Raw genomic sequence first — 19,243 nt, forward strand, 5'->3', positions numbered from 1 at the left:
GAATTATGGAAATAACAAACGCAACCGTTGCCCTGGCTGCCCTCGGCCAGACCACCCGCCTGGCGGTCTTCCGCCTGCTGGTCGAAGCCGGCCCGTCCGGCCGCATGGCGGGCGAGATCGCCGAAGCCTTGGGGCTGCCGGGCGCCACGCTGTCCTTCCACCTGAAGGAACTGGTGGCCGCAGGACTGGTGCAGAGCGAGGCGCGCGGGCGGCACGTCTGCTATCGGGCCGATTTCGCGGCGATGAACGGGCTGATCGAATTCCTGACCCGGAACTGCTGCGGTGGCGACACGGCGCAATGCGCGCCTGCCGCGCCGTGTGGCCCTGAAGGTTGTGCATGACGGCAGCTGCCACGCCCCCACTGGCGCGCCGCATGGGCGGTTTCGAGCGCCATCTGACCTGGTGGGTGCTGGGCTGCATCGGGGTGGGCACGGCGCTGGGCTATCTGCTGCCGGGCGCGTTCGCCACACTGGGAGCGGCGGAAATCGCCAAGGTGAACCTGCCGGTGGCGGTGCTGATCTGGTTGATGATCATCCCGATGCTGCTGAAGATCGACTTCCGCGCGATGGGCGACGTGAAGCGGCACTGGAAGGGCATCGGCGTCACCGTGTTCGTGAACTGGGCGATCAAGCCGTTCTCGATGGCATTGCTGGCGTGGCTGTTCGTGCGCCATGTGTTCGCCGATCACCTGCCTGCGGCGCAGATCGATTCGTACGTGGCCGGGCTGATCCTTTTGGCGGCAGCGCCGTGCACCGCGATGGTGTTCGTATGGAGCCACCTGTGCGATGGCGAGCCGCGCTTCACGCTGAGCCAGGTCGCATTGAACGACGCGATCATGGTGGTGGCCTTCGCGCCCATCGTCGGCCTGCTGTTGGGCATCTCGTCCATCACCGTGCCATGGGCGACGCTGATGCTGTCGGTGGCGCTGTACATCGTGGTGCCGGTCATCGTCGCGGCGCTGCTGCGCCACTGGGTACTTGGCCGTGGTGGCGACGCGGCACTGCAGGTGCTGCTTGAGCGGCTGGGGCCGGTGTCGCTGGGCGCGCTGCTGCTCACGCTGGTGCTGCTGTTCGGTTTCCAGGGCCGCCAGATCGTGGACCAGCCGCTGATCATCGCGATGCTCGCGGTCCCCATCGTGATCCAGGTGTATTTCAACGCCGGCGTGTCGTACTGGCTCAACCGCCGGTTGGGCGTGGCGCATTGCGTGGCAGGCCCGTCGGCCCTGATCGGCGCCAGCAATTTCTTCGAGCTTGCCGTGGCTACGGCTGTGGGTGTGTTCGGCGTGCATTCCGGTGCGGCGCTGGCCACGGTGGTCGGTGTGCTGGTGGAAGTGCCGGTCATGTTGTCCGTGGTCCGCCTCGTCAACGCCTCGAAGCCCTGGTACGAACGCCGCGCCTGATCGCTTCTTCCCTACTCACTCCTCTTCCTTCAGGACACGCCCATGGACCGCCCCTGCAACCTGTTGTTCCTGTGCACCGGCAATTCCGCCCGCAGCATCATGGCCGAGGCCATGGCCAACCACCTGGGCAAAGGCCGCTTCCATGCCTACAGCGCGGGGAGCCACCCGCGCGGTGAGGTGCATCCGGTCGCGCTGCAGATCCTGCAGGAGGCCGGCCTGCCGACGGCGTCGTTGCGCAGCAAGCCGTGGGACGAATTCGCCACCGCCGATGCGCCACCGATGGACCTGATCATCACCGTCTGCGACAAGGCGGCTGGCGAAGCATGTCCTGTCTGGCCCGGCCATCCGGTCACCGCACATTGGGGCGTCGAAGATCCCGCCGCCGTCGCCGGCTCACCGGAGCAGGTACGCCACGCGTTCGCCCATGCGCTGCACCTGCTGCAGCACCGCATCACGCTGTTGCTTGCGCTCAAGCCCGAGGCGCTGGATCGCCTGGCGTTGGAGACGCGGGTGCGCGAGATCGGCACCTCGTCCTGAACGCCACATCCACCTGTTATTCCTCCTCCATCCAAGAACCATCCATGAGCATTCGCGTTGGCATCAACGGTTTCGGCCGCATGGGCCGCCTCACCTTGCGTGCGGCCTGGGACAATCCCGACCTGCAATTCGTGCAGATCAATGATCCGGCGGGCGACGCTTCGACGTTGGCGCACCTGCTGGAGTTCGACTCGATCCACGGACCGTGGCATCGCGGAATCAGTGCCGATGGCGATGCGCTGGTGATCGACGGCGCGCGCATCCCGGTGACGCACAACAAGGACATCGCGGCGACCGACTGGTCGGGCTGCGACGTGGTCATCGAATCCTCCGGCAGGTTCCGCAAACCCGATGTACTCCAGCCCTACCTCGACCAGGGCGTGAAGCGCGTGGTGGTGACCGCGCCGGTCAAGGCACCCGGCGTACTGGATGTGGTGGTGGGCGTGAACCACCACCGCTTCGATCCCGCTCTGCACCGCATCGTGTCGGCGGCCTCGTGCACAACCAACTGCTTCGCACCGTTGGTGAAGGTGATCCACGAAGGCATCGGCATCCGCCACGGCAGCCTGACCACGATCCACAGCCTGACCAACACGCAGGTGATCGTGGATGCGCCGCACAAGGACCTGCGCCGTGCGCGTGCGTGCGGCAGCAGCCTGATCCCGACCTCGACGGGCTCGGCGACCGCCATCGCCGAAATCTTCCCCGAATTGAAGGGCCGCCTGAACGGCCATGCCGTGCGCGTGCCACTGACCAATGCCTCGCTGACCGACTGCGTATTCGAAGTGGAGCGCGCGACGACGGTCGAGGAAGTGAACGCGCTGTTGAAGCACGCCGCCGACGGCGAGCTGGCCGGCATCCTGGGCTACGAGACGCGCCCGCTGGTGTCGATCGATTACCAGACCGATCCGCGTTCCAGCATCATCGATGCGCTGTCGACGATGGTGATCAACGGCACGCAGGTGAAGCTGTATGCCTGGTACGACAACGAATGGGGCTACGTGAATCGCACGGCGGAACTCGTGCAACTGGTCGGCAAGGCGGGCTGACACCGATGCTCGCGCGCCTGTCGACCGACGTCCGCCAGTACTTGCTGATCACCGGCAACTACTGGGCTTTCACCCTGACCGATGGCGCGCTGCGCATGCTGGTGGTGCTGCACTTCCATCAACTGGGCTACAGCCCGCTGCAGATCGCGATGTTGTTCCTGTTCTACGAGATCTTCGGCGTCATCACCAACCTGGTCGGCGGATGGCTGGGTGCCAGGATCGGGCTCAACCGGACGATGAACATCGGGCTGGCGATGCAGGTCATTGCGCTGTCGATGCTGCTGGTGCCGGCTGTCTGGCTGACGGTGCCGTGGGTCATGGCGGCGCAAGCGCTGTCCGGCATCGCCAAGGACCTCAACAAGATGAGCGCCAAGAGCAGCATCAAGCTGCTGGTGCCGGGCGACCGGCAAGGCATGCTGTATCGCTGGGTGGCGGCACTCACAGGCTCGAAGAATGCATTGAAGGGAATCGGGTTCTTCCTGGGCGGCGCGCTGCTTGCCAACGTGGGCTTCGCGCCAGCGGTGGCGATCATGGCCGGCGCACTGCTGCTTGTGTGGCTGCTGAGCCTGCTGCTGCTCAAGCGCGACCTCGGCAAGGCCAAGGCCAAGCCGAAATTCCGCGACATCTTCTCGAAGAGTCGCGCCATCAACCTGTTGTCGGCCGCGCGGATGTTCCTGTTCGGTGCGCGCGACGTCTGGTTCGTTGTCGCGTTGCCGGTGTTCCTGGCTTCCACGCTGGGCTGGGATTTCTGGCAGGTGGGCGGATTCCTCGCTGCTTGGATCATCGGCTATGGACTGGTGCAGTCGTTCGCACCGCACATTACCGGGCGCGGCACGGGTCGCTTGCCGGATGGTCGCTCGGCCAGCGCATGGGCCGTGCTGCTCGCCATGGTGCCGGCAACGATGGCAGTGCTGCTGGTCTACGGCGTGCCGGCGGCGTGGGTGCTGATCGTCGGGCTGACGGTCTTCGGCGTACTGTTCGCGCTGAATTCGGCGCTGCACAGCTACCTGATCGTGAGCTACGCCAGCGAAGATGGTGTGTCACTGGATGTCGGCTTCTACTACATGGCCAACGCCATGGGACGCCTGATGGGCACGGTGCTGTCGGGCTGGGTCTTCCAGCGCTGGGGACTGGCCATGTGCCTGGCGATCTCCGCCGTGCTGATCGCGCTGGCAGCGGCGGTGTCGGTGGCACTTCCCCGATCGGCGGTGCAAGCAAGGGGCTGAGCAGCGAGACGCTTCCGGCCGCCGCATCGGATTCAAGGCATCATCGCGCTTGCACGCAACACGATACCCCGGGAAACACCATGACCTCGATACGCCCTTCCCGCGCCGACGACATCGCCGCCATCACCACACTGCTGGAAACGCACGCCTTGCCGACGGCCGACCTTGCCGCCTCGCAGGTGGTCTTCTGGGTGGAGGAAGAGGGTGGCCGTATCGCGGCCGTGATCGGCCTGGAGCAACATGGCGGCACCGGCTTGCTGCGCTCGCTGGCGGTGTCGCCCCTGCACCAGGGCAAAGGCCATGGCCAGCGGCTCGTGCAATCCCTGGAAGCCGAGGCGCGCACGCGCGGCATCACCGGGATCGTGTTGCTGACGCAGACAGCGGACGCCTTTTTCGCGCGCCTGGGCTACGCCGTGGTCGCGCGCGACGCCGTGCCCGACGCCGTGCGCGACAGCGCGGAATTCCGGTCGCTGTGTCCCGCCAGCGCCATCTGCATGCTCAAGCCGCTGTAGTCATTGCGGAGCGGCCTGGTGTCCGGGTGCAGGATGAGTTAGTACGCGAACTCGCGGAACACGCGATCGATGTCGCCGTTCCACTCGCCATGGAACAACGCCAGTTTGCGTTCGGCGGGCGTTTCGTCGGCCTCGACGATCTCCACCAGCGCATCGAGGAAGCCTGCCTCGTCCACGCCCTTGCTGTTGAGGCGTGCGCGACGCTTCAAACCGCCGATGGCGATCTTCACTGCTTCGCTGGCCAGGTCGCGCACGGTGCCGCCGCGGAACGGCAGCTTCAATGCATGCTTCGGCACGCCGTCGCGCAGTACATGACGCTCTTCCAGGGTGAAGTCCTTCACCAGGTCCCACGCCGCATCGAGTGCGGCATCGTCGTACAGCAGGCCCACCCAGAACGCCGGTAGCGCGCAGATGCGGTTCCAGGGACCGCTGTCGGCGCCGCGCATTTCCAGGAACTTCTTCATCCGCACTTCCGGGAACGCGGTGGTCATGTGGTCGGACCAGTCGCGCAGCGTGGGCAGCGCGCCCGGCAGCACGGGCAGCTCGCCCTTGAGGAAATCACGGAAGCTCTGCCCGCTGGCGTCGTGATAGACGCCATCGCGGTAGCTGAAGTACATCGGCACATCGAGCAGGTAGTCGACATAGCGCTCGTAGCCGAAACCCTCCTCGAACACGAAGTCGAGCATGCCGGTGCGGTCGCCGTCGGTATCGGTCCAGATGTGCGAGCGGTAACTCTGGTAGCCGTTCGGCTTGCCTTCGGTGAACGGCGAATCCGCGAACAGCGCCGTCGCCACCGGCTGCAGCGCCAGCGACACGCGGAACTTCTTGATCATGTCCGCTTCGGTGGCGTAATCCAGGTTGACCTGCACGGTGCAGGTGCGCGTCATCATGTCCAGGCCCAGCTGGCCGACCTTGGGCATGTACGACTTCATGATCTGGTAGCGGCCCTTGGGCATCCACGGCATCTCGTCGCGGCGCCACTTGGGCTGGAACCCCATGCCGAGGAAGCCGAGCTGGAGTTCATCGGCGACCTGCTTCACCTCCTTGAGGTGCGTGCCCACTTCCACGCAGGTCTGGTGGATGGTTTCGACTGCCGCGCCGGACAGTTCCAGCTGGCCGGCCGGCTCGAGCGTGACCGACGCGCCGTCCTTCGTCAGGGCGATGACGCGACCCTTCTCTTCGATCGCTTCCCAGCCGAAACGCGTCAGACCCTTCAGCAGGGCCTCGATGCCGCGCTCGCCGTCGAAGGTCGGCGGACGCAGGTCGTCCAGGCGGAAACCGAACTTTTCGTGCTCGGTGCCGATGCGCCAATCCGGCGCAGGCTTCTCACCCGAGGCGATGTATTCGACCAACTGCGCGCGATCGGTGATCAGCGTGTCGGCAACGTGGCTGGGGCTGGACAAGGGCAGGCTCGCGCGAAGGGAGAGGCCACGACGTGGAGACGAAGCCCCGCGGTCTCAAGGCCGGCACTATAACGTGACCGGGTGCACGCCAGCATGGCCATCCAGGCGCCGCAGCATCCCATCCTTGGTGCACATCGACGCGTGTCCGGACGTGGACTACGCTGCGTCCATGCCCTCGCATCCCCGCTCGCCCCAGGCCCGCCATCGCGAACGTCATCGCACCGATCGCGTGGGCTGGTTGCGCGCCTCTGTGCTGGGCATCAACGACGGCATCGTGTCGGTCGCCGGCCTGGTGGTAGGCGTGGCCGCGAGTGGCGCAGCGCCTTCGACGATCCTGCTGACCGGCGTGGCCGGCACGGTGGCGGGCGCCATGTCGATGGCTGCAGGCGAATACGTCTCCGTGCAGTCGCAGGCCGATACCGAGGCAGCCGATCTCGCGGTGGAGACACGCGAGCTGCGGGATACGCCGGAGAGCGAGTTGCTGGAGCTGGCCCAGATCTACGTGCAGCGCGGCCTGTCGCCCGCGCTTGCGCGCCAGGTGGCGGAACAGCTGACCGCGCACGATGCGCTGGAAGCCCATGCACGCGACGAGCTGGGCATCACCGAGGCCCTGCGTGCCCGTCCGGTGCAGGCGGCGCTCGCGTCGGCGGGTGCGTTCACGGTGGGCGCACTGCTGCCCATCGCGACCACGCTGTTGGCGCCCGCCGGCCAGGTTGGCATGGTGACGACCGTGGCGACCTTGGTGGGGCTGGTGCTGTCGGGGGCGCTGGCGGCCCGGGTCGGCGGCGCACCGATCCTGCGCGGCGCGCTGCGGGTCGGCTTCTGGGGTGCCATGGCGATGGGCGCGGCGGCGCTGGTGGGCCGCCTGTTCCATGTCGCCGTGTGATCCCTAAACCGCCAGCCAGTTCCCCACGATCATCCGTGCCTCGTCCACGCCCTGCTTGGACTCGGCCGAAAAGGTCTGCACGCTGACGGTGTCGCCGAAGGCGGAGAACAGCTCCTTCTTCACCGCCTGCAGTGCGTTGCCCTGCTGGCCACGGCCCAGCTTGTCGGCCTTGGTCAGCAACGCATGGGCCGGCAGCCCGCGCTGGACGGCGTACCCCAGCATCTGGCGGTCGTAGTCCTTCAGCGGATGGCGGATGTCCATCACCACCACCAACCCCTTGAGCGCTTCGCGGGTGCGGAAGTAGCGGTCGATGAAGGCCTGCCAGTGCGCCTGGAGATCCTGCGGCACCTTGGCGTAGCCGTAGCCGGGAAGATCCACCAGATAGCGTTCCGGCTGGACCTGGAAGAACACCAGCTGCTGGGTGCGGCCGGGAGTCTTGGATACCCGCGCCAGGCGGTTGTGGTTGACCAGCGCATTGAGGGCACTGGACTTGCCGGCATTGGAGCGGCCGGCGAAGGCCACCTCGAATCCACCATCTTCCGGCAGCTGGCGCGGGGTGTGGGCGGAAAGCAGGTAGGTGGCGGAATTCAGGGGGTTCGACATGGCACTAGCATGGCATGTGCCGGCCCCGGGGACATGCCGGAAGCCTGTTGAATTGACCGGACCGCCCCGGCGCAGGGATAATTCAACGGTTTCGCGGCTGCATTCTGCGCCGCGTATCGTCTAGGGTTTCGGAGCTTTAGCATGCGCCACGCTCGCGTTATGGGACTTGCCGGACTGGCCGTATTGGCCGTGGGCGCAGTCGCTTTTGCACAGACCACCGTGGTTCCGGTGCCGGACAATGCACCGGTCGAGACCGCGCCGCTGGACATCAACCTCGCCAAGACCACCTGGGGTGATGCCAAGGCCGGCCAGACCAAGGCGGCCGCCTGTGCGGCCTGCCACGGCGCCGACGGCAACCCCAGCGATCCGCAGTACCCGCGCATCGCCGGCCAGAGCGAGCGCTATATCGCGCACCAGCTCGCGCTGTTCGCCTCGGGCGAGCGCAACACCGGCATGGCGGCCGTGATGGCCCCGTTCGCCCAGACCCTCAATGCGCAGGACATGCGCGACGTCGGTGCGTACTTCGCCACCCAGAAGTCGGGTGCCGGCCTGGCCGACGACAGCATCGTCGCCGAGGGCCCCTACAAGGACATGAAGTTCTACGAAGTGGGCCAGCAGCTGTACCGCAACGGCGACGCCGCGCGCGGCGTGCCGGCCTGCATGGCGTGCCATGGCCCCACCGGCGCCGGCAACCCCGGCCCGGCCTACCCGCACATCGGCGGGCAGATGCAGGACTACACCGTGCGTCGCCTGCAGGAATACAAGGCCGGCACCACCACGCTGAAGGACCCGACCCTGCACAACATCATGGCGCAGGTCGCCGCGCCGCTGACCGAGCAGGAAATCCAGGCGTTGGCCAGCTACCTGCAGGGCCTGCATGCCCGCGCCGACGACGTGGCCGCCGCCAAGTAATCCTGCATGCGGCCGCGTCGCGCGGCCGGAAGTGCAAGCTCCTGTTCATCGCGCCGGCCCCACCATGGCCGGCGTTTCTTTTTCCGCGACGCCCCGGAGCGGGACGTCCCGTTCCAGTCTGGAGAATCCCGATGGCCTCGCGTCTGCTGCCCGTGCTGATCACCCTGCTTGCCTTGCTGCCGGTCGCCACCCTTGCCGCACCGCCCGCATCGCCCCCACTGGTCGAGGGGCAGGACTATGAAGTGATTCCGGACGGCAAGCCGTTCGCGCCCGCCAAGGGCAAGATCGAGGTCGTGGAGGTGTTCGGCTACACCTGCATCCACTGCGCGCACCTGGAACCCACGCTCGCCGCCTGGAAGAAGAAGCTGCCGCGCGACGTGCAGCTGACGCCGGTCCCGGCGGCATTCGGCGGCTACTGGATTCCCTATGCACGCGCCTTCTACGCCGCGCAGCAGCTGGGCGTGCAGGAGCGCACCCACCAGGCGGTGTTCGACGCCCTGCACAAGACCGGCAACCTGCCCATCCAGAGTGCATCCGCCGAGGAAATCGCCGGGTTCTATGCCAGCCAGGGCGTGGACCGCGCGAAGTTCCTGGCCGCCCTGCGCGGCCCGGAGGTCGATGCACAGCTGGCCAGGGCGCGCGACTGGGTCACCGCCGCCGGCGTGGAAGGCACGCCGACGATCATCGTCAACGGCAAGTACCGCGTCACCGGCGGCGGCAACTACAGCGACAGGCTGAAGATCGCCGACCGGCTCGTCGCCCGCGAACGCGGCCGCAAGTGACGATCCCGTCATGGCGGCCGTTGAGGGCGCCATGCAGAATGTGATGTCCCCGGCCCGGCCGGCACCTTTTTCCTCTGAACCATTGGAGCTCGCGCGATGAAATCCCGTCACGTCCTGATGCTGTCCCTGCTGCTGCCCGTGCTGGCGGCCTGTGGTCCGAAGCCGGCCACCGACACCACGCCTGCCGCCGAAGCGCCCGCCGCACCAGCGACCACGACCGATGCCACCACCGCGCCCGCCGCCGACGCGCCGGCAGCTTCCGCCGAAGCCGCGACCGCAGCGCCGGCCGACGGTGCCGACAGCACGGCAACCGCCAACACCAACCCGGTCCTGCCGCCGCAGGGTCCGCCGCCGGTCGCCGGCACGGACTACGTCGAGATCCCCAATGGCCAGCCGTACGCGCCGCTCAACGGCCAGATCGAAGTCGTCGAGGTATTCGGCTATGTCTGCCCGGCCTGCGCCCGCTTCGCCCCCGAAGTCTCGGCCTGGAAGAAGAAACAGCCTGCCGACGTGCGCGTGACCTACGTGCCGGTGGTCTTCGGTCCCGTGTGGGCGCCCTACGGCAAGGCGTTCTACGCGGCCCAGGCCAAGGGCCTGGTCGACAAGACCCATGACGCGGTGTTCAGCGCCATCCACCTGCAGCGCTCGCTGCCGGGCGAAGGCAAGCCGCCGGCGGATCCGGCGCAGATCGCGCAGTGGTATGCCCAGTACGGCGTGGACGCGAAGGAGTTCGTGTCGCTGATGAACAGTTTCGGCACCAACTCGCAGGTCGCCCGCGGCATGCAGTTCGCCAAGAACGCCGGAGCGGAAAGCACCCCCACCATCATCGTCAACGGCAAGTACCGCGTCACCGGCGGCCAGACCTACGCCGACGTGCTGCGCATCGCCGACCACCTGGTCGCGATGGAACGCGCACGCCGCTGAACGCCACGGAAGCCCCCACTTCCATGATCGACTCTCCGGCCACGCGGCGGCTGCGGCTGCTCAGCGCCAACATCCAGGCCGGCTCCAGCACCCGCCGCTACAGCGACTATGTGACCCGCAGCTGGTCGCATGCGCTGCCGGCGGGCAACAAGCGCGGCAGCCTGGACCTGATCGCGCAGCTGGCCGGGGAGCACGACATCGTCGGCCTGCAGGAGGCCGATCCCGGCAGCCTGCGTTCGGGCTTCACCAACCAGACGCATTACCTGGCCGAGCGCGCGGGCTTCGATTACTGGACGCACCAGCCCAACCGCAATGTCGCGCGGGTCGCCGGCAGTGCCAACGGCCTGCTCAGCAAACTTGAACCGGTGGAGGTCACCGACCACAGCCTGCCCGGCCGCATCAGCGGTCGCGGCGTGCTGATGGCGCGCTTCGGCGAGGGTGACGAAGGGCTCACGGTCGCCGTGGCGCACCTGTCGCTGGGCGCCAACTCGCGCCGCTCGCAACTGGCCTTCATCGGCGAACTGCTGTCGGATCATCCGCATGCGGTGCTGATGGGCGACTTCAACTGCGTGCCCGACACGCCGGAAATGCAACTGCTCTACAAGCGCACCCGTCTGCTTCCTCCGGCATTCTGCGTGCCCACGTTCCCCAGTTGGCGCCCGCAGCGCGCCATCGACCACATCCTGGTCAGCGAAGGCCTGCGCACCGACAACGCACGCGCCATGCCCGCCGCGAATTCGGACCATCTTGCGCTGGCGATGGACATCGACGTGCCGGACATCGCGTTGCGCTGACAACTCGCCGTATGCCAGGGCCAAGGATCGCGGCGCCGTCACGGCATGCCACATGAAGAAGCCGGCAGACGCCGGCTTCTTCGTACTGCAGGCAATGCGATGTCTCAGAACCGCAGGTTCGCACGCACGTAGAAGAAACGACCGCCGGGAATGTCGTAGGTCGAGGCTTCGTAGCCGTTGAGCGAGCACGATGTGCACACCGGCGGATCCTCGTCGAACACGTTGTTGACGCCACCGGTCAGCTGCAGCCCCTTGAACCATTCGAACTCATAGCCCAGTTGCAGGTCGTGGTAAGTCGTGGCGGCCAGCGTATTGCGGGTCGGCGTGTCGCAGAATTCGGACGGATCCGCCGCCAGGCAGGCCTCCTCCATCTCGGACAGGTGACGGATACTCCACGCGGCATTCCAGTTGCCCAGCTTCCAGTCCAGCGTCGCGGTCGACGTCCACTCGGGGATCGCGGTGTCGTTGACGACGATGCCTGGGGCCTGCGGCTGCAACTGGCCACCCGCACCGCGGGCTTCGTAACGGGTCACGATGGTGTTCTGCCAACTCAACTTGAAGCGGCCGATCGAGCTCTCCGGCAGCGTCCAGAACACGTCCGCATCCCAGCCATCCGTCTTGATCGAGCCGAGATTGATCAGGAAGTTGGCGAAGGTATCGATCTCGCCCGATGCCAGGCGGTTGATGCCGGTGCAGTACTGGGGATCCTGCGTGGTCGCACACAGATCCAGCTGTGTCTGCGCGTCGATGGCCTGGATGGCGCCTTCCAGGTTGTGCCGGTAGTACGTCACTTCGAAGTCCAGCTTGTCCGACCATGCCACGTCTTCCGCGAACGAAGGACTGAACACCAGTCCGGCACTGAAGCTGCGCGCGGTTTCCGGCTGCAGTTCCGGGTTGCCGCCAGTCAGCACCGGTATCTGCGGATCATTCTGCCGTGCGCCCACCGGCACGCCGGGGCATGCGACCGGCGCGACGGACCCGGCCGGTGCGCTTGGCGGTACCAGGCAAGGATCGACCAGCAAGGCATCGAAGCGGCTCTGCGAGCCATACAGTTCACCGATCGACGGCGCGCGGAAGCCTTCCGCATATGTCGCGCGCAGCACCAGGTCCTCGGCCACCTGCCAGCGCAGGCCATACTTTGGCGTGAACTCGCCACCGAAGGTCGAGTAGTCCGAATAGCGGCCAGCCAGGCTCAGGTCGAGCTTGCCCGCGCCATCCTGTTGCGCGTACAGCGGCACGTTCAATTCCACGTACGCTTCATTGACGTCGTACTCGCCGGATGTCGGCAGCGACGGCACGCCGTTGTACTCGCCGGCCACCGTCTGCGGATCCGGGTTGTAGCTGCCTTCGTACTTGCGGTACTCGACGCCTGCTGCGAACTCCACGTCACCCGCCCACGCCGGGAACAGCGCGCCGCTCAGATTGGCGGTGACCTGGGTCAGCTTCTGTTCGCTGCGGTCGCGGAACAGGGGGCTGATGTAGGCAAGCATCGCGGGCGTGATGGTGTCGAAGCCGAAGATATCCAGCGGCGTGCACCCGTTCGTGGCCGCACAGACCGCGGGATCGCCCAAGGCCGTGGCGATGTTGCGCGCGTTGTAGCTGCCGCGGTTGGTCTGGTCCGCTTCGTTCTTGCTGAAGGCCGCGTTGACGTCCCAGAAGAACTGTCGCTCGCCACCGAAGGAACCTTCGAGCCCGGCCGCGATGTACTGCGTATCGACCTCCTGCTCGAAAATGCGGGGACCGCCTTCCAGCGGGCGGCGGCGGATGGTGCCGATGTTGCCGCCGGGCCCACCCACCAGATCGAAGCCGAACGGGTTGTAGGGATGGTTGGCCGGTATGACCAGGTCGGCCGTGTAGCTGGTGCCCGCGCCGGGCCCGAGGTCGATTGGCTCCGGCGCGGCCTGGTTGGTGGATTCGCGGCGGTTGTACAGCGCCTTCGCATAGAAGTTCAGCTGCTCGGTGATGGAGAAGCGATACTGGCCGAACACGCCCATGCGCTTGGAAGGGGTGATGAGCAGGTTGTACGGCGCATAGTTGAAGGCATCGCGCCCGAAGTCGAAGCATTGGAATCCGTCCGTGCGCGCAACACCCGAATCGCAGTCCGGCAGGTTGGGCGTGTAGACCGGGTTGGTCTGTCCGGGCTTCACCGACAGGTCGTATTCGTTGCCGTTCGGATCCGTGAAGGCGTAGCGGCCACCGAGGATGCGCGAACTGCCACCCTGGATCGGGATCGAAGAGATGTAGCGGTCCGCCGAGCTGACTTCCTTCTGTTCGGTGTAGCTCAGGCTCAGGAACAGGTTGCTGCGCTCGGTGTCGAAGCCCCACGCGAAGTCGGCACCGGTGATCTCGCCGTCACCCTTGTCGTACTGGCCGTAGTTGAGCGTGACCTGCCCGCCATCGAAGTTGCGACGGGTGATGATGTTGACCACGCCGGCGATGGCATCGGAACCGTACAGCGACGACGCGCCGTCTTCGAGCACTTCGATGCGCTCCACCAGCGCCAGTGGAATGGTGTTGAGATCGACCGCCGCGGAAACGCCGGAAGCGGAAGACTCGTTGACCCAGCGCATCCCGTCCACCAGCACCAGCACGCGCTTCGGGCCCAGGTTGCGCAGGTCCACCTGTGCCGAGCCAGCGCCCACGCCATCGCCATTGGGCGAGAAGCCGAAGTTGCCGGAGGAATTGAACTTGGTGTTGAGGGCAGAACCGGAACCGGTGAGTTCCTGCAGGATGTCGCCGATGGAGGTCAGGCCGGAGCGCTCGATGTCTTCGCGTGACAGCGTTTGCACCGGTACGCGGCCCTCCATCTCGGCACGCTTGATGCGGCTGCCGGTCACGGTGATCGTGTCCAGCGTGGTGGCCTCCTGGGCCAGGACGGTGGCAGGCAACGCGAGAAGCACTGCGAGTTGTATGGCCGAAGCCAATTTGTGGCGGCGTGCGTTCATGGATTCTCTCTCCGGAAGGGATTGGGCCGCACGGCCGATGCCTAAAGCGGCTTGCCCATCGTTGTAAAGAATCGGTAAAACACCCACAACGGAAACAAGTCACCGTTTTGAAAAAGGTAACGGTGATTATCTGGACATAAACAGGTTTACCGCGAGTTTCTACACACAGCCGTCACGATGATTAACAAGTAAATGTGTGTAGCGCGCGTTGCGATCAGCCACTGGCGATGATCGCGATCCCCATCACCACCATGAAGACGGCGAACACACGCTTCAGCGCCTTGCCGCCAATGCGGTGCGCCAGTCGCGTGCCGTAGGGTGCGGCAAGGACGGAGGCGACCGCCACGCCGATGGCGGCCGGAAGATAGATGTAACCCACCGCATGCGCCGGCAACGCACCCGGCGGTGCGTGCAGCGCATAACCCGCGGCACTTGCGAGCCCGATGGCCACGCCGCATGCACTGGACGTGCCGACCGCGCGCACCGGCTGCACACCGCGCCACACCAGCAGCGGCACCGTCATGCTGCCGCCCCCGATACCGACCACCGCCGACACTGCACCGATCACGGTGCCCGCCACACTCATGCCGGCACCGCGCGGGGCGGGTACGCCACGACCTTCGGGGTGTGCGTTGCCGCCGAACAGCATCTGCGCGCCTGCGATGAAGCAGTAGCCGGCCACGATCCAGCGCAGCACGTCGTCATCCAGGTACACCGCCAGACCGCTGCCGACCCAACCACCCAGCAGCAGGCCCGGCACCATCCACGCCACCGTGGGCCACAACACGCTGCCGCGACGATGGTGCGCATACGCGGACGACGTGGCCGTCAGCACGATGCTCGCCAGTGAACTGGCGAGCGCGGCATGCATTGCGGCTTCTTTCGGAATGCCATGCAGCGGGAGTATCCACGCGAGTGCGGCCACCAGCACCAGGCCGCCTCCGATGCCGAGCAGGCCCGCGAGGATGCCGGCCAGCACGCCCAGTACAGGGAAAATCCAAACACCATCCAAGCATCACCTCGTCATCGCCTGTCTACAGGGAGGTTCAGCCGGCTTGGGTATAGTCCCCGGCATGATCCGCATCCCCCCTGTCATCGTACTCGCTGCCCTCGCGGGCCTGTGCATCGCGCCGGTATCGCGCGCGCAATCGCTCGACACCCAACGTCCAGTCGTCCGCGACGCGCTCGCCGCAGCGGAAGCCGGTCGCCTCGATGGTGCCACGTCATCCGCCCTCGTCCGCCACCCGCTGTACGGCTGGGTCGAGTTCGCCTCGCTGCGTCGCCAGATCGATGCAGTATCGACACCGCAGGCGCAGGCCTTCCTGAAACGTCACGAAGGCCAGGCCGTGGCCGAACAATTCCGTTCCCTGTGGCTGGCGGCGCTGGCGCGGCGCCAGGAGTGGCCCACCTTCCTCGCCGCGTGGAAGCCCACTGAAAACCTCTCCCTGCAATGCGCGCACCTGCAGGCACGCCAGGCCACCGGCCGCACAGATGCCGCGTGGACACAGCAGGCGCAGGCGATCTGGCGCAAGGGCGCGAAGTCGCTGCCCGATGGTTGCGAGCCGGTCTTCAACGTGCTCGCGAGCCAGGGTGGACTCACTCCCGCGCTGCGCTGGGAACGCATCGAGGCAGCGGCCGCGGAACGCCAGACCGGCGTGATGCGCTCGGCTGCCCGGGGGCTGCCCGCCGAGGAGGGCGCGCTGGCCGCCGACTACGCCGCCTTCATCGACGCCATCCATCCGCGCGCATTGAACTGGCCCAAGACCGAACGCAGCCGGCGGATGGCCGCGCATGGACTGGCCAGACTGGCCCAGAACGACCCCGACACCGCCGTGCGCCTGTTGCCCCAGTACGCCGATGCGTTGGGGATGGGCGAATCCGAACGCGGACAGGTGCTGTACCAGGTCGCGTTGTGGACGGTCGCCTCCTACGGTCCGGATTCCGCGCGCCGGCTGGGCAACGTGCCCGAGTCCGCCTACGACGAACGCCTGCATGAATGGCGCGTGCGCGAGGCCCTGTCGCGTGGCGATTGGCCGGCCGCGCTGGCGGCATTGAAGAAGATGCCGCCTGCACAGCGCGCGGATTCGCGCTGGCGTTATTTCGAAGCGCGCATGTCCGAGAAGACGGGTGACCGCGCCAGCGCGCAACGCCTGTTCCGGGAAACCGCCGCCAGCCCCACGTTCCATGGCTTCCTGGCGGCCGACCGCCTGGAGCAGCCCTACGCACTGTGCGCCTGGATCCCGAATGACCCCGCCCCCGCAAAGCAGATGGTCGCGCGCGATCCGGCCATCGTCCGCGCGATGGAGCTGTGGCAACTGGAGCGGCCCGGCTGGGCGACCGCCGAGTGGAACGAGGCGCTGTCGCGCTTCGACGATACCCAGCGCCGCATCGCGGTGGAGGTGGCGCGCGACAACGGCTGGTTCGACCGTGCCGTGTTCTCGCTCGGCAGGCAGCCGGACGAGCAGCGCCTGTATACGCTTCGCTTCCCGTTGCACCACGACGACACCATCAAGCGCGAAGCAGCGAAGCACAACATCGATCCGGCCTGGGTCGCGGCCGAGATCCGCGCCGAGAGCATCTTCAACCCGAAGGCGCGCTCCGGTGCCAACGCCATGGGGCTGATGCAGGTACTGCCCGGCACGGGCGCCGGCGTTGCCAAGCGATGGAGCATTCCGTATGCGGGCGCGGCGAGCCTGTACGACGCCGACACCAACATCGCCATCGGCACCGCGTACCTGCGCGAGATGGAAGACAAGTACGGCGTGCCCTATGTCGCCATCGCCGCGTACAACGCCGGACCGGCGCCGACCGCGCGCTGGCAGGCGCAGCGACCGGGCTTCGACCCCGACGTCTGGATCGAAACCATCAGCTACAAGGAAACCCGCGAGTACGTGGCGCGCGTGCTCGCCTTCAGCGTGATCTACGACTGGCGCCTCAACGGCACCGCCCTGCCGGTGACCGACCGCATGATGGGGCGCGTGCAGGCCAAGCGGAAAGCCTTCACCTGCCCGACGGCGCAGATGCCGAAGAGCTGAAGGCGGATGCGCTCCTTGCAGGAGCGGCGTCAGTCGCGACCTCGCCCCTCTGCATCCTGAGGTATGCGGATGCTCCGCTGCGAGTCAGGAGCAGTCGCTCCATCAGGCGTCACATCGTTCCGCTTTTCCGGTCGCGGCTCACGTCGCTCCTGCAGAGGTCGACAGCAGACGGCGGACGCACCAATCCGGCATCATGCCGGCATGAAGATCTATCTCGTCGGCGGCGCGGTGCGCGACCGGTTGCTTGGGCTGGCGCCCGGCGACCGCGACTGGGTCGTGGTCGGTGCCACCCAGGCGGCGATGGAAGCGCAGGGATTCAAGGCGGTCGGTCGCGACTTCCCCGTGTTCCTGCACCCCGATACGGGCGAGGAGTACGCGCTCGCGCGCACGGAACGCAAGAGCGGACGGGGCTACCGTGGCTTCGTGGTCGATGCCGATCCCTCCGTGACGCTGGAAGAGGATCTGCAGCGGCGCGACTTCACCCTCAATGCGATCGCGCAGGACGCCGACGGAACGCTGATCGACCCGTACGGAGGGGCGCGCGACATCGACGCGCGCGTGCTGCGGCACGTGAGCCAGGCCTTCGTCGAAGATCCCCTGCGCGTGCTGCGCGCGGCGCGGTTCATGGCGCGCTTTGCATCGCTGGGTTTCACCATTGCGCCGGAGACGATGGCGCTGATGCGCGAACTGGTCGCCAGTGGCGAACTCGACGCGCTGGTGCCGGAGCGGGTGTGGCAGGAACTCAGGCGCGCGCTGGCGTCGACGACGCCTTCTGCCTTCCTGTCCACGCTGCGTGCCTGCGGGGCGCTGGCCGTGGTGTTGCCCGAGGTGGATGCGCTGTACGGCGTTCCGCAGCGCGCGGAGTATCACCCGGAAGTCGACACGGGCGTGCACCAGGAAATGGTCAGCGACATGGCCGCGCGCCTGGCGCCCGGTGATGCGTGCATCGGGTTCGCTGCGCTGACCCACGACCTCGGCAAGGCGTTGACGCCGGCCGACATGCTGCCGAAGCACATCGGGCACGAGCACGCGGGCGTCAGGCCCGTGCTCGCCCTGTGCGAGCGCCTGAAGGTGCCGGCCGACTACCGCGAGCTGGCGGTGATGGCGTGTCGCGAGCATCTCAACGTGCATCGCCTGGCCGAACTGCGCGATGCCACGGTCGTGGAGCTGCTCACCCGCTGCGATGCCTTCCGCCGTCCCGAGCGCATTCCGTGGCTGGCCACGGTCTGCGAGGCGGACAAACGCGGACGTGGCGACCATGCAGAGGCGGACTATCCGCAGGGCCGGGAACTGCTGCGCCTGCACCAGGCGGCCCGGCAGGTCAGCACCCGCGACGTGGCCTGCGACGGCATGACCGGGCCGCAGATCGGCGACGCCGTACGCGCCGCGCGGGTTGCCGCCGTGCAGCGCGCCCGTCGGATCAGCGGCTGATCCACCCGCATCCCATTTCACACCTGGGCGGGTATTGTCGCGTTCGCGGCACGGGAGCCGCATCACGCCATCCCATCACTCGAGGGTCCGTCATGGAATGCACGCGCACCATTCTGTACCTCTGCCTGGCCGGCGCCGGCCTCTGGGGCTCCGAAGCCCGGGCCGACGATGACTATGTCACCTGCGAAAGCCGCAACGACCGCTACCAGAGTTGCCCGATCTCCACCTCGGCCTACGTCACCCTGGACCGCCAGTTGTCCAGCACCTCATGCGTCCAGGGCCGCAGTTGGGACTACAACCGCCGCGAGATCTGGGTGGATGACGGCTGCCGCGCGACCTTCCGCGTGCACACGAGTTCTTCAGGCCACCATGACGGCAACAAGGATGCCAAGGTGGCGGCCGGGGTGCTCATCGGCGCGGCCATCCTCGGTGCCATCGCCGCCAACGCGGACAAGAAGGACAACAAATACGACGACGACCGTTACCAGGGGCCGCGGCATACGTCGTATGTTCCCGGCTGGATGATCGGCACGTTCGAAGGCTACAACCCGATGTACAACAGCGACGTAACCCTGACCATCGACTCCGATGGCCGCGCAAAAGCCCGTTCCGGTGGCCAGACCGTGAACGGCTGGATCAACGACGGCCGCCTCAACGTCGGCAACACCACGTTCGACATCGACCAGTCCCGTGACGGCCTGGTCACCTCCCAGGTGGGGGACCGGCACAACGAGGTGCGCTACCGCCGCGTTCGCTGAACGTCGGAAGCCCGTGGAGGAAGGACGCTTGGCGTCCTTCCCTCATG

At 66.8% G+C, this 19,243-nt stretch carries 18 protein-coding genes; 14 read left to right on the forward strand and 4 right to left on the reverse strand.

Going from position 1 to position 19,243, the window contains the following annotated elements:
* The first annotated feature begins 5 nt into the window (after positions 1–5).
* From AC3DET_RS15735 to arsN2, 6 genes are all read left to right on the forward strand, one after another.
* Complete coding sequence (locus AC3DET_RS15735) at positions 6–341, forward strand: ArsR/SmtB family transcription factor (RefSeq protein WP_185894848.1); 336 nt, start codon at positions 6–8, stop codon at positions 339–341.
* Between the two features lie 32 nt (positions 342–373).
* A complete protein-coding gene (gene arsB / locus AC3DET_RS15740) occupies positions 374–1,399 on the forward strand; it encodes an ACR3 family arsenite efflux transporter (RefSeq protein ID WP_488392498.1) in 1,026 nt (341 codons plus the stop codon).
* A gap of 42 nt (positions 1,400–1,441) precedes the next feature.
* The gene (locus tag AC3DET_RS15745; RefSeq protein ID WP_337732396.1) at positions 1,442–1,936 is read left to right on the forward strand and encodes an arsenate reductase ArsC; all 495 of its coding nucleotides are present in this window, start codon (positions 1,442–1,444) and stop codon (positions 1,934–1,936) included.
* Between the two features lie 44 nt (positions 1,937–1,980).
* Positions 1,981–2,985, forward strand: coding sequence for an ArsJ-associated glyceraldehyde-3-phosphate dehydrogenase (locus AC3DET_RS15750; RefSeq protein ID WP_488392228.1), 1,005 nt, complete (start codon positions 1,981–1,983; stop codon positions 2,983–2,985).
* Between the two features lie 5 nt (positions 2,986–2,990).
* On the forward strand, positions 2,991–4,211 hold the full coding sequence (gene arsJ / locus AC3DET_RS15755) for an organoarsenical effux MFS transporter ArsJ (RefSeq protein ID WP_488392229.1): 1,221 nt from the start codon (positions 2,991–2,993) through the stop codon (positions 4,209–4,211).
* Between the two features lie 80 nt (positions 4,212–4,291).
* Positions 4,292–4,723, forward strand: coding sequence for an arsenic resistance N-acetyltransferase ArsN2 (gene arsN2, locus AC3DET_RS15760; protein ID WP_488392230.1), 432 nt, complete (start codon positions 4,292–4,294; stop codon positions 4,721–4,723).
* Between the two features lie 38 nt (positions 4,724–4,761).
* On the opposite strand, the gene AC3DET_RS15765 is transcribed toward arsN2, so the two are convergent.
* Positions 4,762–6,126 (reverse strand): glutamate--cysteine ligase, encoded by a 1,365-nt coding sequence (locus tag AC3DET_RS15765; RefSeq protein WP_488392231.1) that lies wholly within the window; start codon positions 6,124–6,126, stop codon positions 4,762–4,764.
* Between the two features lie 169 nt (positions 6,127–6,295).
* Here AC3DET_RS15765 and AC3DET_RS15770 point away from each other — a divergent pair, with 169 nt between their 5' ends.
* A complete protein-coding gene (locus tag AC3DET_RS15770; RefSeq protein ID WP_337732401.1) occupies positions 6,296–7,012 on the forward strand; it encodes a VIT1/CCC1 transporter family protein in 717 nt (238 codons plus the stop codon).
* Between the two features lie 3 nt (positions 7,013–7,015).
* On the opposite strand, the gene yihA is transcribed toward AC3DET_RS15770, so the two are convergent.
* Positions 7,016–7,615 carry a ribosome biogenesis GTP-binding protein YihA/YsxC gene (gene yihA, locus AC3DET_RS15775; RefSeq protein ID WP_142123064.1) on the reverse strand — a complete coding sequence of 200 codons (600 nt, stop codon included), beginning with the start codon at positions 7,613–7,615 and terminating at the stop codon, positions 7,016–7,018.
* A gap of 141 nt (positions 7,616–7,756) precedes the next feature.
* Here yihA and AC3DET_RS15780 point away from each other — a divergent pair, with 141 nt between their 5' ends.
* From AC3DET_RS15780 to AC3DET_RS15795, 4 genes are all read left to right on the forward strand, one after another.
* Positions 7,757–8,527, forward strand: a complete 771-nt coding sequence (locus tag AC3DET_RS15780) for a c-type cytochrome (RefSeq protein ID WP_337732403.1) — start codon at positions 7,757–7,759, stop codon at positions 8,525–8,527.
* A gap of 131 nt (positions 8,528–8,658) precedes the next feature.
* The gene (locus AC3DET_RS15785) at positions 8,659–9,309 is read left to right on the forward strand and encodes a thiol:disulfide interchange protein DsbA/DsbL (RefSeq protein ID WP_488392232.1); all 651 of its coding nucleotides are present in this window, start codon (positions 8,659–8,661) and stop codon (positions 9,307–9,309) included.
* Positions 9,310–9,405: 96 nt separating this feature from the next.
* Positions 9,406–10,233: a thiol:disulfide interchange protein DsbA/DsbL gene (locus AC3DET_RS15790; protein WP_446538867.1), complete on the forward strand. Its 828-nt coding sequence runs from the start codon at positions 9,406–9,408 to the stop codon at positions 10,231–10,233.
* A gap of 23 nt (positions 10,234–10,256) precedes the next feature.
* Positions 10,257–11,027: an endonuclease/exonuclease/phosphatase family protein gene (locus tag AC3DET_RS15795; RefSeq protein WP_488392233.1), complete on the forward strand. Its 771-nt coding sequence runs from the start codon at positions 10,257–10,259 to the stop codon at positions 11,025–11,027.
* 104 nt (positions 11,028–11,131) lie between these two features.
* Here AC3DET_RS15795 and AC3DET_RS15800 read toward each other — a convergent pair whose 3' ends face one another.
* Together AC3DET_RS15800 and AC3DET_RS15805 are read right to left on the reverse strand one after the other, a co-directional pair.
* Complete coding sequence (locus tag AC3DET_RS15800; RefSeq protein ID WP_337732407.1) at positions 11,132–13,972, reverse strand: TonB-dependent receptor plug domain-containing protein; 2,841 nt, start codon at positions 13,970–13,972, stop codon at positions 11,132–11,134.
* Between the two features lie 214 nt (positions 13,973–14,186).
* Positions 14,187–14,984 carry a sulfite exporter TauE/SafE family protein gene (locus tag AC3DET_RS15805; protein WP_488392234.1) on the reverse strand — a complete coding sequence of 266 codons (798 nt, stop codon included), beginning with the start codon at positions 14,982–14,984 and terminating at the stop codon, positions 14,187–14,189.
* A gap of 61 nt (positions 14,985–15,045) precedes the next feature.
* Here AC3DET_RS15805 and AC3DET_RS15810 point away from each other — a divergent pair, with 61 nt between their 5' ends.
* The 3 genes from AC3DET_RS15810 to AC3DET_RS15820 all read left to right on the forward strand — a co-directional run bounded on the left by AC3DET_RS15810 (position 15,046) and on the right by AC3DET_RS15820 (position 19,196).
* The gene (locus tag AC3DET_RS15810) at positions 15,046–17,007 is read left to right on the forward strand and encodes a transglycosylase SLT domain-containing protein (protein ID WP_488392235.1); all 1,962 of its coding nucleotides are present in this window, start codon (positions 15,046–15,048) and stop codon (positions 17,005–17,007) included.
* Positions 17,008–17,208: 201 nt separating this feature from the next.
* Positions 17,209–18,438, forward strand: coding sequence for a multifunctional CCA addition/repair protein (locus tag AC3DET_RS15815; protein WP_337732410.1), 1,230 nt, complete (start codon positions 17,209–17,211; stop codon positions 18,436–18,438).
* Positions 18,439–18,530: 92 nt separating this feature from the next.
* A complete protein-coding gene (locus AC3DET_RS15820) occupies positions 18,531–19,196 on the forward strand; it encodes a DUF3011 domain-containing protein (RefSeq protein ID WP_337732411.1) in 666 nt (221 codons plus the stop codon).
* Positions 19,197–19,243 lie beyond the last annotated feature (47 nt).

This window comes from Pseudoxanthomonas sp. 97-1-1, assembly GCF_057773125.1.